Annotated in this window: 8 protein-coding genes, 7 tRNA genes and 2 rRNA genes; 7 read left to right on the forward strand and 10 right to left on the reverse strand. The window is 56.1% G+C overall.

Features of this window, described 5'->3' with window-relative positions; genetic code table 11:
• Window positions 1–117: 117 nt before the first annotated feature.
• From B9A13_RS13470 to B9A13_RS13490, 6 genes are all read left to right on the forward strand, one after another.
• On the forward strand, window positions 118–1,758 hold the full coding sequence (locus B9A13_RS13470; protein ID WP_159448154.1) for an S-layer homology domain-containing protein: 1,641 nt from the start codon (window positions 118–120) through the stop codon (window positions 1,756–1,758).
• Window positions 1,759–1,788: 30 nt separating this feature from the next.
• Window positions 1,789–2,541, forward strand: coding sequence for a DUF4430 domain-containing protein (locus B9A13_RS13475; protein WP_242942871.1), 753 nt, complete (start codon window positions 1,789–1,791; stop codon window positions 2,539–2,541).
• Complete coding sequence (locus B9A13_RS13480) at window positions 2,538–3,428, forward strand: energy-coupling factor transporter transmembrane component T (protein WP_084235686.1); 891 nt, start codon at window positions 2,538–2,540, stop codon at window positions 3,426–3,428. The genes B9A13_RS13475 and B9A13_RS13480 overlap by 4 nt, the downstream gene beginning before the upstream one ends.
• Window positions 3,401–5,083, forward strand: coding sequence for an ABC transporter ATP-binding protein (locus B9A13_RS13485; RefSeq protein WP_143807037.1), 1,683 nt, complete (start codon window positions 3,401–3,403; stop codon window positions 5,081–5,083). Before B9A13_RS13480 ends, B9A13_RS13485 begins: the two co-directional genes overlap by 28 nt.
• Window positions 5,084–5,141: 58 nt before the next feature.
• Window positions 5,142–5,780 (forward strand): ECF transporter S component, encoded by a 639-nt coding sequence (locus B9A13_RS14015; RefSeq protein WP_242942872.1) that lies wholly within the window; start codon window positions 5,142–5,144, stop codon window positions 5,778–5,780.
• A 62-nt stretch (window positions 5,781–5,842) separates the two neighbouring features.
• Complete coding sequence (locus B9A13_RS13490) at window positions 5,843–6,214, forward strand: zinc ribbon domain-containing protein (RefSeq protein WP_084235687.1); 372 nt, start codon at window positions 5,843–5,845, stop codon at window positions 6,212–6,214.
• A 73-nt stretch (window positions 6,215–6,287) separates the two neighbouring features.
• On the opposite strand, the gene B9A13_RS13495 is transcribed toward B9A13_RS13490, so the two are convergent.
• Window positions 6,288–7,349 carry a GerMN domain-containing protein gene (locus tag B9A13_RS13495; RefSeq protein WP_159448155.1) on the reverse strand — a complete coding sequence of 354 codons (1,062 nt, stop codon included), beginning with the start codon at window positions 7,347–7,349 and terminating at the stop codon, window positions 6,288–6,290.
• 290 nt (window positions 7,350–7,639) lie between these two features.
• Between B9A13_RS13495 and B9A13_RS13500 the strand changes: the two genes are divergently transcribed.
• Window positions 7,640–8,065: a universal stress protein gene (locus B9A13_RS13500; protein WP_084235689.1), complete on the forward strand. Its 426-nt coding sequence runs from the start codon at window positions 7,640–7,642 to the stop codon at window positions 8,063–8,065.
• A gap of 87 nt (window positions 8,066–8,152) precedes the next feature.
• Here B9A13_RS13500 and B9A13_RS13505 read toward each other — a convergent pair.
• The 9 genes from B9A13_RS13505 to B9A13_RS13545 form a co-directional block, all read right to left on the reverse strand.
• Window positions 8,153–8,228, reverse strand: a tRNA-Thr gene (locus tag B9A13_RS13505).
• A gap of 3 nt (window positions 8,229–8,231) precedes the next feature.
• Window positions 8,232–8,308 (reverse strand) — tRNA-Asp (locus B9A13_RS13510).
• A gap of 70 nt (window positions 8,309–8,378) precedes the next feature.
• Window positions 8,379–8,454, reverse strand: a tRNA-Trp gene (locus B9A13_RS13515).
• 93 nt (window positions 8,455–8,547) lie between these two features.
• Window positions 8,548–8,624, reverse strand: a tRNA-Ile gene (locus B9A13_RS13520).
• 60 nt (window positions 8,625–8,684) lie between these two features.
• Window positions 8,685–8,760, reverse strand: a tRNA-Asn gene (locus B9A13_RS13525).
• A 27-nt stretch (window positions 8,761–8,787) separates the two neighbouring features.
• Window positions 8,788–8,903 (reverse strand): 5S ribosomal RNA (gene rrf, locus B9A13_RS13530).
• Between the two features lie 134 nt (window positions 8,904–9,037).
• Window positions 9,038–9,112 (reverse strand) — tRNA-Glu (locus B9A13_RS13535).
• A 52-nt stretch (window positions 9,113–9,164) separates the two neighbouring features.
• A tRNA-Lys gene (locus tag B9A13_RS13540) sits at window positions 9,165–9,240 on the reverse strand.
• 321 nt (window positions 9,241–9,561) lie between these two features.
• A 23S ribosomal RNA gene (locus B9A13_RS13545) occupies window positions 9,562–12,546 on the reverse strand.
• Window positions 12,547–13,115: the final 569 nt, after the last annotated feature.

Consider the following 13,115-nt stretch of genomic DNA (forward strand, 5'->3'; position numbering starts at 1 on the left):
CATATGCGGTAATTTACGTTACAATATAAAGCGATCTCCCGGGGCGCGCAGATGGAGTCTTCCCATCCGAACCGCAGGAATATTCCAGCGGGCATAAAAAAACAGGAGGAAACAAGATTGAAGCAACTCAGACGATGGATTTCCTGTTTTCTCATTTTTTGCCTTGCGGCCGGATTCGCCCCTCCCGCGCTTGGAGCCGGAGCCGTTTCGGAGGATACGCTGACCGAAGCCGTATCTTCGCTGCAAGCCCGCCTCATCGCGTCCGCCCGGCAGTCTCTGCCTGAAACGGAAGGGCTTGAATGGACGCTCATCGGGCTCGCGCGCTCAGACGCGGGGGTTCCTGCGGAATTGAGCGAGGCTTATTGCGCGGGGCTGGTAAGCCGCCTTGAAACCTCCGGCGGAATTCTGGACTCGGCGAAATACACCGAATACTCCCGGGTGATCCTGGCTCTGACCGCCATGGGCAAAGAGCCCTCCGACGTGAACGGTACGAATCTGCTTCTTCCCCTGGGGGATTTCAGTGCCGTTTTGCGCCAGGGAATCAACGGACCTATCTTCGCTTTGCTTGCGCTGGATTCCGGGGAATACGCCGTACCCGAAAACGACGGCGCGTCGGTTCAAACCACAAGGGAGCTTCTTGTAAACACAATCCTCTCCCGTCAGCTGGGCGACGGAGGATTTGCCCTGGGCGGAGCCTCCGGGGATCCGGACATCACCGCAATGGCACTGACGGCCCTGGCACCTTATCGGGGACAAAGCGATGTCCAGACGGCAGAAGACAGGGCACTGTCCTTCCTCTCGGGCGCTCAGCTGGAGGACGGAGGATTTTCAAGCTATGGGACCGCCAACGCAGAAAGCGCCGCTCAGGTGCTCACCGCCCTTTCCACTCTGGGGATCGACCCGGAAGCTGACAGCCGTTTTATCAAAGAAGGAAAGACCGTATTGTCCGCTCTTCTCTCTTTCCGGCTGAGCAGCGGGGACTTTTCCCACATCTCCGGCGGGGAATCGGACGCCATGGCCTCTCAGCAGGCGCTTTGCGCTCTGGCGGCCTATCAGAGGTTTTTAAACGGCGAAAACGGCCTGTACGACATGACGGACGCTACCCTCTCCCAAAACGGAGAGGGCTCCGGCGCGTCCGGCCTGCCCGGGAAGGATCCCGACGTATCCCCGCGCCCGGTCCTCTATCCGGACAAATCCTTCGAAGACATCGATGCGCTCCCTGACAAGGCGAAAATCACCGGCCTTGCCCGGCGGGGCATTGTCAACGGGATTTCGGATTCCCTCTTTGCGCCGGAGAGGCCCATCACGAGAGCCGAGTTTGCGGCAATCGTCGTTCGGGCACTGGGACTGCGCGCAAAGGAGGTCCTTCCCTTCGGCGACGTGCCGGCAGATTCCTGGTACCGCGGCGCGGTGGCAACCGCTTACGCCTATGGGATTGTCGCGGGAAAAGCCCAGACTCTTTACGCCCCCGCCGATCTCATCACACGCCAGGAGGCGGCCGTGATGGTATGCAGGGCCGCCGGCCTGTGCGGTTATAACACGGCGCTCACCGAGGACGAAATCCGGGATCAGCTGGCGCAGTTCGACGACTATACGAAAAGCGCATCCTGGAGCCGGGGGGGCCTGGCGGTCTGCGTCAAGCTGGGGGTGCTGCCGTCCCAGGACGTTTCCCTGCGGCCCCTGGAGCCGGCGACACGGGCCGAAATCGCAGTTATGGTATGGAACCTGTTGGAGGGAGCCGGGCTGCTTGCAGAGTAACCAATGCCCGTATGCGGGGGAGGACAAAACTTGAGCAAGAAACAAATCCTCGCGGCGGCCGCGGCCGCCCTTGTCATCTTATTGGCGGCTTTTTTCTGGGGCGGGAACTACGCCGCAAAAAGCGGAACTCCTGAAACCTCCGCTCCCGCCGCGGACGCCGCCGCAACGGCGACCCTTTCCGTTCCCGGCCCGTCTTCTTCGCTCTCCCAGCCGTCTTCAGAAGTCACATCCGACCCGACGGTCTCTCCCTCCGCCGAGCCCGGCGGGTCTCCGGCCTCCCCGAAGCCGTCCAATCCGACGCCTGCGATTGATCCGGCAGTTTCGCCTTCCCCTTCCTCCCAGGAGCCCGACGAAGAAAAGGAGCTCTTCTGCACCCTCTCCGTCTCCTGCGGGACCATTCTGGACAATCTGGAGAGCTTCAGCAAAGACAAGCTGGAGATCCTGCCTGAGGACGGGATTCTGTTTCCCACGCAGACGGTGCAGTTCTATGAGGGAGAAACCGTTTTCAACGTACTGCAGCGAGAAATGAAGAAACACGGCATCCACATGGAGTTTTCTTCGGTCCCCCTTTACAATTCCAATTACATCGAGGGGATCGGCAATATTTATGAATTCGACTGCGGGGAATTGTCCGGCTGGGTTTACAGGGTGAACGGCAAATTCCCCGGATACGGCTGCAGCCAATACGCGCTGGAGGACGGAGACACCGTGGAGTGGCTCTACACCTGCGATCAGGGCAAGGACGTGGGGGGAGACAACGGCGCCTGGGAGGACACAGAATGAGAGACGCTTTTTCTTCCTATCACCCCACGGTCAATCTTGCGTATTTTGCCGGAATCATTCTTCTGAGCATGCTGCTTCTGCACCCGTATTTTCTGGTCTTTTCCTTTCTGGGCGGTCTTGCCTACTTTCTCCGGCTCCGGGGACGAGGGGCCCTGCGGTTTTGCTTTCTCTTCCTTCTGCCCCTTATGGCGGCCGCGGCGGTGCTCAACCCTCTGTTCAATCACGCGGGAGTTACTATCCTGGCCTATCTTCCCGACGGGAACCCCGTCACTCTGGAGTCCATCTGCTACGGAGCGGCGGCGGCGGGGATGTTCGGGGCCGTCCTTTTATGGTTTGCCTGCTGCGGCGACGTCATGACCTCGGACAAATGGATTTATCTGTTCGGGCGGATCTTCCCGGCGCAGTCTTTGCTTCTTTCCATGGCCCTTCGCTTTATCCCCCGGTACCAGATGCAGGCCGGAGTCATATCCCGATCCCAGGCCTGCCTCGGCCGCGGCGCCACCGGAAAGGGCATCCTGCGCAAAGCAAGGGGCGGGCTGCGAATCCTGTCCATCCTCACCACCTGGGCCCTGGAGAACGCCATTGAGACGGCGGACTCCATGAAGGCACGGGGATACGGGCTTCCCGGGCGCACCAGCTTTTCTCTCTTCCGTTTTGACGGAAGGGACCGGATCGTCTTTTTTATTCTGATGGGGCTGGCGGCCGCGGCTTTCTGGGGGCTTGCAGCCGGAGCAGCCGGAATACGGTTTTTCCCTTCCATCCATCTGCCGGAAACGACGCCGTCAGTCGTTGCCATCCGAATCCTGTACCCCGTGCTCTGTTTTCTTCCCCTGATTCTCGATGCCGCGGAGGAGCTTCAATGGACGTATATCAGATCAAGGCTCTGAGTTTTACATACCCTCTCGCTTCCCGAAGAGCCCTGTTCCTGCCGGAACTTTGTCTGGGTAAGGGGGAGTTCACGGTTCTCTGCGGCAGATCCGGCTGCGGAAAGACCACCCTGCTCCGCCATTTAAAGCCCGCTTTGACCCCTCACGGAGAGAGTGCGGGCGAGATTTTGTTTTTCGGGAAGCCCCTGGCGGAGCTGGGGCTTCGGGAGCAGGCCTCCCGGATCGGCTTCGTGCAGCAGAATCCGGACAATCAGATCGTCACGGACAAGGTCTGGCACGAGCTTGCCTTCGGGCTGGAGTCTTTGGGCACGGACAGCGAAACCCTCCGGCTGCGGGTTGCCGAAACGGCCGGCTTTTTCGGGATCCAGGGCTGGTTCCGGGAAAGCGTATCCCGCCTGTCCGGGGGGCAGAAGCAGCTTCTGAGCCTTGCCTCCGTCATGGCGATGCAGCCGGAGGTGCTGATTCTGGACGAGCCTACCGGCCAGCTGGACCCGGTGGCCGCCGGAGAATTTCTGGACATGGTCCAAAGGATCAACCGGGAACTGGGGATTACGGTGCTTCTTTCCGAGCAGCGGCTGGAGGCGGTCTTCCCCATGGCGGACAGGGTCCTGGTGATGGACGAGGGAGAAATTATCGCGGACGGCAGTCCCCGGGAGGCGGGAACCCGTCTGGAGGCGATGGAGCACCCCATGCGGTACGCGCTTCCCTCTCCCATGCAGATCTATGCCGGCATCAAAAACAACCTCCCCTGCCCCGTCACGGTGCGGGAGGGGCGCCAGTGGCTGGACCGCTTGGAAATCCGGCCGCAGGTACCGGCTTCCGCCGGCCGGGAAAAGCCGGATACCCTTCAGAAACCGGATCCCCCTGCAATCGAGCTGCGGGAGGTCTGGTTCCGGTATGAGAAACCGCTTCCGGACGTACTCCGGGGGCTGACGATGAAAATTCCCGGGGGGGTTTTATACTGCATCGCCGGGGGAAACGGCAGCGGGAAAACCACCGCGCTTTCCGTCATGGCCGGCCTGCTCCGCCCTTACCGCGGGCAGGTCTGCCTCGGAGGAGAGGTGCTCTCCGGCAAAGCTGCCGGGCACGGAGGGATGCGGCTCAGCATGCTTCCCCAAAGCCCCCAGACTCTTTTCGTCAAGAGTACGGTCAGGGCCGATCTGCTGGAAATGCTGGAGGGCGGCGCAATTTCTCCCGGGGAGCGGGAGGACAGGCTCCGGGCCGTTTCTGAGCTTACAGAGATTGCCGGTCTTTTATCCAGGCACCCCTTTGATCTCAGCGGAGGAGAGCAGCAGCGGGCCGCTCTGGCCAAGGTGCTGCTGGCCGAACCGCAGATTCTCCTGATGGACGAGCCCACCAAGGGCATGGACGGGGATTTCAAGCTCCGTCTGGCTTCCATTCTCAAGGAGCTTACCGGGCGGGGCGTCACCGTTGTGATGGTGAGCCACGACATTGAGTTCTGCGCCCGCTACGCGGACCTCTGCTGTCTGTTTTTTGACGGCGGCATGGTTTCCGAAGGGGCCCCCGGAAGCTTTTTTTCAGGCAACAGCGTTTATACCACCGCGGCAAACCGGATGGCCCGCCATGTTTTTCCGGAAGCCGTCACCGCAGAGGATGTGATCAAGCGTGCAAATGCAGCCCTCGGGTCCCGATAGGAAAAGCCGGCGCACAGTTGCCGCCACAATAACCGCCGTTCTTGCGCCGGCAACCGTTTTGGCGGGCGTTTTCCTCCTGGGAGACAGGAAATACTATTTTGTCAGCCTCCTGATGGTCCTGTACGCCCTGATCCTCTTCGGCCTTGCATTCGAACGCAGGCGGCCCCAGGCCCGTGAACTCGTGATTGCAGCGGTTCTCACGGCGCTTTCGGTGGCCGGACGCTCCGCCTTTTTCATGCTGCCGCAGTTCAAGCCGGTGGCCGCCATCGTCATCATAGCGGGCGTGTGCATGGGCGGCGAGACTGGGTTTCTTGTAGGCGCGCTGACGGGCTTTATTTCCGGCTTTCTCTTCGGGCAGGGACCCTGGACCCCCTGGCAGATGCTTTGTTTCGGGGGAATCGGACTGCTTGCGGGGGCGCTGGTCCGCCAAGGGATCCTGCGGCGGGACAGGCTTTCCCTGTGCATCTACGGCGGCCTTTCCACCTTTCTGCTGTATGGAGGGGTCATGGACCTGGCCTCCGTCCTTATGACCTTTCCGAGGCTTACCTGGCAGGCTTTGCTAGCTTCTTATGCCGCCGGTCTCTGGTTCAATCTGGTGCATGCCCTGTCCACGGTCTTTTTTCTATTCGTTCTTTCAAAACCCATGATTGAAAAACTGGACCGAATCAAGGTCAAATACGGGCTCATGGAGCCGTAAAATATCGGAATTTGCAGAGCTGCAGCCGGACAGCTTCAGCGCAGTTTGGAGGCGAAAACAGTATGTTTTTCTTTATTTCCGGGATCAGCGAAAGATCAAAGGAACTGGGCAGGACCACAAACCTCATCTGTCCGGCGTGCGGCGAGTACACCTCCATGACGGTGTCCGTCTTCTACAAGGTGCTGCACATCTTTTTTATTCCTATCTTCCGATGGGACAGGCACTACTTTGCGACGGCGTCCTGCTGCGGCGCCGTATTCGAGATCGATCCCGAGGAAGGCAGGAAGTTTGAGTCCGGTGCCGCGCAAAGCATTGACCCGCGGTATATGCACAGGACCGGCAACTACAGCCAAACCGAGGTCTGTGCTTACTGCGGCGAGCCTCTTGTGCCCGGCGCTCTGTTCTGCCACCGGTGCGGCAGACCCGTATCCTGATGGTCCTCTGCATATAAAAAACCATACCCGGCCGCCTTCGGCGGCCGGGTATGGTTTTTTATATCTCTGAAGCCTATTTATATTCCTGGATCCCTTCCCAATCGGCGGGCCAGTATTCCCCGCTTCCTATCCTGTAATGGCCGGATTCGTAGGGTTCTCCCTCCAGCGTAATCCCCACCTTCTCCGTCTGGAAGTACCGGCCGACGGTGTCCGCCACGCTGTCGAGCAGCATGGTCTCCAGAGAGGATCCCGCGTTCATCTCCGTAAGGAATTCCCTGGAGAAATCCACCGTGGCAATCCCGGTTTTATCATCCATGGAAATACTTAGAATGGAGGCGTTTGGGGACATCAGGGGCGAAAGGCCGCTGCCCTCCGGCACGCTTATAAACTGTTGCTGAAAAATCTTTTTGATATCGTCCCCAGTGTAAAGCTCCAGGCTCTTTTCAGTATAAACCAGCCGGTCGTTATTGAAATCGGGGTAATAGAACTGGACCGTCTGGGTATACGGCACATTTTCTTCCACCATTTCCAGCTGACTGACAACCGAGGAAGACGCGTCCCCCGCCGGAATAAACTCACTTTTCACCAGTCCCAGGTCCGCAACATAGTATTCCTTCATTGTATCGTCGTCCCTCTCGGTGGTCACTTCCAGCGCCTTGAAGGTACCGTAAGGCACTTTTACATCCGCGTCAAGGTCCGTGATCGTCCGGACGGCGCCGTCATCCAGGGTCCAGGAGTTTCCTTCCTCGATGGGCTCCTGGAGTATGATTTCTTCCATTTCCCGCCGATCCGTATAGTTTTGTCTGTAATATGTCTCTCCCCGAAAGAAGACCAGCTTCACCGCTCCGTCTTCCAGCGTGAAGACGGAAACCGAATCCGTGCCGGGATTGCTGCTTCTGACCTGATACGCCCCGTTTTCGAAATACTCCGCCCAGGCGGTAAACTCCGAATATTCGTTTCCTTCTCCGCTGTAGCTCATGCGGATATTTTCCCGAAAGGGGATGTAATCCGAGAGAGAGAGGGGAGTTTCTGTTGGTCCAGCCGTTGGCGTGGCGCTCGTACCGGCTCCCGTCCCGCCGCAGGCGGACAAAAGCAGAATAAGCGGCAGGACAAATGCGATACCGGTTCTTTTCATTTTTTCCTCCTTTTTCGCCATGAAATATTTTCATGGATTATACCATATTTTTATTTGTGGGGAAGGCGCCCGTTCCTTCATCATTATACCGATTCGTAAGGTAATTTACTCATGTTTCATTTCTTTCTGACGTTTTCCTTCTTCAACTGTTCCCCAAAATGTTACTTAATCCGCATTGTCCGGCATGTAAGCCTGCGAATTCATCCGCATCGGTTGAAACCTGAGGAGCATAATGTTATAATGTAGAAAATTTCTTCTGTGAAAAACTCTGAAGAAAGGCAGATGTGCATATGTTTAAAAAAATTATGGTGGCAACCGACGGCTCCGAGTATTCCCGTCACGCATTGACCCAGGCGGTGGAAATCGCCAGCTGCACCGGCGGCGAAATCAAGCTTGTTTTCGTCATTGACCCCATGCCCTACACATGGCCTCTGGCCGGAAGCCCGATTTACATGCTTACGGACGAGCAGATCCACGATATCGGCAAAAAGATCCTGGACGGAACGCTCAGAGGAATTGATCTCAAACAGATTCCGGTCACCAAAAAGATTCTGGCGGGCAACCCGTCGGCAAAAATTCTGGAAGAGTGCGGAGAGAACACGGACCTTGTGGTCATGGGCACCCGGGGGCACGGAGCCTTCAGCGGCGCACTCATCGGCAGCGTGACGCATCGGGTTGCCGGCGGAGCAAAGTGCCCGGTGCTGATCGTGAAATAGACCCTACCTTCTGAAATTTAAATCCATTTAAAGTACATAGAGGAACCGCCGGGGCGAAATCCCCGGCGGTTCCTCTATGTTTTCTAGTGGAGCTGCTAACGTGATTCGAACACGTGACCTCGTCCTTACCAAGGACGCGCTCTGCCGACTGAGCTATAGCAGCATATGGCGACCCAGAACGGGCTCGAACCGTCGACCTCTAGCGTGACAGGCTAGCGTTCTAACCAACTGAACTACTGGGCCATGGCGGATATCTACGCGGCTTGCAGAAATCGACGAACCGTTCCCCGGTCCTCTGCTCGCCGGTACCTTTTGGCAGGGGCAGAAGGAATCGAACCCTCGGCACGCGGTTTTGGAGACCGCTGCTCTACCTGCTGAGCTATACCCCTATGCAGACCGGCCTGAGACCAGAGGCCAGAAGCCAGAGGACAGATGAAACGGGAAAACGCATTCGCTCTGCCTTCTCGCTTCCGTCTTCTTTTTGGTGGGCCTTCACGGACTCGAACCGTGGACCGACCGGTTATGAGCCGGTTGCTCTAACCAACTGAGCTAAAGGCCCATAGATTTCAGTTTTATACGGGATTGCCGCCACGATATTCGTGACGGCAATACCGTAGTCTGGCTCCCCAAGTTGGACTCGAACCAACGACCCTGCGGTTAACAGCCGCATGCTCTACCGGCTGAGCTATTGAGGAATATAAGGGGTCATAACGACCCCATTGTGTTGGCACTACCTATTTTCCCGGGCCGTTTCCAGCCAAGTATTTTGAGCGCGGGCGAGCTTAACTTCCGTGTTCGGAATGGGAACGGGTGGACCCTCGCCGCAATCAGCACCAACTTACTTTTCTTCTGAAAAGAAAAGTAAGCAAAAGAAAAATCCACACAGGTTTTTCTTCTCTTTACCGTTCTTTTCGCAGGTGTCAGTATAGCACAATCTGCACTGTATTTCAAGGTTTTTTCGACAATAAAAAATGGTGACCCGTGGGAGAATCGAACTCCCGTCTCCGGCGTGAGAGGCCAGCGTCTTGACCGCTTGACTAACGGGCCGCAATGCTTCTTAAACCGGCAAATATGCAAAACAGCCGGGCTGTTTGTCATTTGGTGCGCCTTCAGGGACTCGAACCCAGGGCCCGCTGATTAAGAGTCAGCTGCTCTACCAACTGAGCTAAAGGCGCATACTTTCTTTGAAAAGAAAGTATGCAAAGAAGCTTTCATAAAGTCTTTGGCATATTTTCTCTGCAAAGCATTCATTATGGGATTCGCGCCACATTTCGAACCGCTCCGCCAGGCGAACCGTTTCTTTTGGGAACCGGAAGGGTGCCAGCGACGTACTGTACCTTCAAAACCGAACAATGGACTAAGCATTTCGGCAGGGCTACGAAAGAGCCTGCTAATTCGGGACTTAAGAAACCGGAGCATCCAACAGGGGGCCAGGGCTCGGAATCACTTCTCCGCAGCCTTCGCTCTGTTTTTCGCTTCGCTTCCTTTATCCCTTTGAGGTCAAGCCCTCGGCTTATTAGTACCGGTCAGCTGAACGTGTTGCCACGCTTACACTTCCGGCCTATCAACCAGGTGGTCTTCCTGGAGCCTTACCTCTTTCGAGTGAGAGATCTCATCTTAAGGAGAGTTTCACGCTTAGATGCCTTCAGCGTTTATCTCGTCCGTACATAGCTACCCAGCTATGCCCTTGGCAGGACAACTGGTGCACCAGAGGTACGTCCATCCCGGTCCTCTCGTACTAAGGACAGCCCCTCTCAAATCTCTAACGCCCGCAACAGATAGGGACCGAACTGTCTCACGACGTTCTGAACCCAGCTCGCGTGCCGCTTTAATTGGCGAACAGCCAAACCCTTGGGACCGAATACAGCCCCAGGATGCGACGAGCCGACATCGAGGTGCCAAACCTCCCCGTCGCTGTGGACGCTTGGGGGAGATCAGCCTGTTATCCCCAGGGTAGCTTTTATCCGTTGAGCGACGGCATTTCCACGCACATACCGCCGGATCACTAACTCCAACTTTCGTTACTGCTCGACCCGTCGGTCTCGCAGTTAGGCTGGCTTTTGCGTTTACACTCTGCGCACGATTTCCGTCCGTGCTGAGCCAACCTTTGAGCGCCTCCGTTACACTTTTGGAGGCGACCGCCCCAGTCAAACTGCCCGCCTGACAGTGTCCCCCGACCAGATTCATGGCCGCAGGTTAGAAAATCAGCAATTCAAGGGTGGTATCCCAAGGGTGACTCCACAAAAGCTGACGCCTCTGCTTCCAAGTCTCCCACCTATCCTGTACATGAATTACCGACTTCCAGTATCAAGCTGCAGTGAAGCTCCATGGGGTCTTTCCGTCTAGTTGCGGGTAACTGGCATCTTCACCAGTACTACAATTTCGCCGGGCGGGCTGTCGAGACAGTGCCCAAGTCGTTACGCCATTCGTGCGGGTCAGAACTTACCTGACAAGGAATTTCGCTACCTTAGGACCGTTATAGTTACGGCCGCCGTTTACCGGGGCTTCAATTCAAACCTTCGGATTGCTCCTAAGCTCTCCTCTTAACCTTCCGGCACCGGGCAGGCGTCAGCCCGTATACGTCATCTTTCGATTTAGCACAGACCTGTGTTTTTGGTAAACAGTCGCTTGGGCCTATTCACTGCGGCCCCATTGCTGGGGCTCCCCTTCTCCCGAAGTTACGGGGTGATTTTGCCGAGTTCCTTGACAACCCTTCTCCCGTTGGCCTTAGGATTCTCTCCTCATCTACCTGTGTCGGTTTGCGGTACGGGCGCCTTAGTATACACCAGAGCTTTTCTCGCCTCAAAGCATCGAAGACTTCCCTACTAAAATTTCGGTCCCTTACGCCCGGGTCAACCAACGCCCGGGTTCTTCTATCTTCAAGTGTCCCTCTGGTTTAAATGTCGGCGGCTACGGAATTTCAACCGTATGTGCATCGACTACGCCTTTCGGCCTCGCCTTAGCTCCCGGCTTACCTTGGGCGGACGAACCTTCCCCAAGAAACCTTAGATTTTCGGCCATTATGATTCCCACATAATTCTCGCTACTTATTCCGGCATTCTCACTCGTGCAAAGTCCACACGTGCTTACGCTCATGCTTCGCCCCGTGCACGACGCTCCCCTACCCCGTGGGTACAGATTTCAATCCATAAAAGCTTTCTTACGCCCCAGCTTCCAGCCAGGCGTTTCACGCCCTGCTTCTGCCAGGCGGATCGGAAGGTTGTTTGGCGCCGCCGCGAAACAACCCCGCGCTCTTTATGGTTTCAAATCTGTACCCACAGCCTAGTCTTCGGTTATACGCTTAGCCCCGTTGTATTTTCCGCGCAGAGTCACTCGACCAGTGAGCTATTACGCACTCTTTTAATGAGTGGCTGCTTCTAAGCCAACATCCTGGTTGTTTTTGCAACTCCACATCGTTTCCCACTCAGCGTATATTAGGGACCTTAGACGTAGATCTGGGCTGTTTCCCTTTTGACAACGAAACTTATCTCACGCTGTCTGACTGCTGTGAATCAATTATACGGCATTCAGAGTTTGATAGGGTTCAGTAACCTTATCGGCCCCTAGCCCATTCAGTGCTTTACCTCCGTTAATCTGTCACAACGCTAGCCCTAAAGCTATTTCGGGGAGAACCAGCTATCTCCGGGTTCGATTGGAATTTCTCCGCTATCCACAAGTCATCGCCGGTCATTGCAACGAACGTGCGTTCGGTCCTCCATTGAGTTTTACCTCAACTTCAACCTGCTCATGGATAGGTCACCCGGTTTCGGGTCTATTGCCACCAACTTCATACGCGCTATTCACACTCGGTTTCCCTGCGCCTCCGGTACTCAAGTACCTTAAGCTTGCTGGTGACAATAACTCGCCGGACCGTTCTACAAAAAGTACCTCATCACACATTAACGTGCTTTGAGTGCTTGTAAGCACAAGGTTTCAGGTTCTATTTCACTCCCCTCCCGGGGTCCTTTTCACCTTTCCCTCACGGTACTGCTCCTCTATCGGTCATCAGGTAGTATTTAGGCTTGGAGGGTGGTCCCCCCGGCTTCCCACGGGATTCCTCGTGTCCCGCGGTACTCTGGATCCGCGCCAGTACAAATCGGTTTTCGCCTACGGGGCTCTCACCCGCTATGGCCGGCCTTCCCATGCCGTTCGGCTAACCTATTGTACCTTATGCGCGTCCACAACCCCGGAGATATTGCTACCTCCGGTTTGGCCTATTCCGCGTTCGCTCGCCACTACTAGCGGAATCTCTGTTGATTTCTCTTCCTCGCCCTACTTAGATGTTTCAGTTCAGGCGGTTCCCTGCGTACGGCTATGAATTCACCGTACGCTGCCGCAGTATTAACCACGGCGGGTTTCCCCATTCGGAAATCTGCGGATCGAGGCTTATGTGCAGCTCCCCGCAGCTTATCGCAGCTTGTCACGTCCTTCGTCGGCTCCTGATGCCAAGGCATTCCCCTTGCGCTCTTACTTGCTTGACCTCTTGCGGCAGGGCGCACTTTGGATGCGCCTTGCCTGACAGCCCTGATTGCTCAGTTCTATCGGTCTTTCGAATTATGCAGGCTCTTTAGAGTTTGGCTACATTGTAATTGTTACCCTTTACCAGAACAGCTTTCGCCATTCTTTTAGTTCCACAATTAGTATTTACCCATTTTGAGCAATCGTTTGATTGCTCGCCTCTCTGTTGCCTTGCTTTAATACTTAAAATCCATTGTTCAGTTTTCAAGGTGCAGCGAACGGCGATTCCGTTCCGTCGCGGTTACCTGCTGACGGTCTGCGTTTTGCTTTGTCTCCGCTTCCGCCTTACCAAGCCGGTAACGCCCTGGTTTCTTTTCAGAAACCAAATCTCAATACTTGAGCGTCTCAAATACTGAGATTCGGCTTCCAACTGTTCCCTATTCGATTCCTTCGGGGTTTCGCGCTCCCTTTTCCCTTGCGCCCCATTTTCCCGGAGAAAAAAATGGTGGGCTCAAATGGACTCGAACCATGCTCCGACGTACCGCGTCCTTATACCTTCGGTGTAAGCGCTTCCGATTACTCCGCCCACCGT

The sequence above is a fragment of the Papillibacter cinnamivorans DSM 12816 genome (assembly GCF_900176335.1).
Taxonomy (GTDB): Bacteria; Bacillota; Clostridia; order Oscillospirales; family Oscillospiraceae; genus Papillibacter; species Papillibacter cinnamivorans.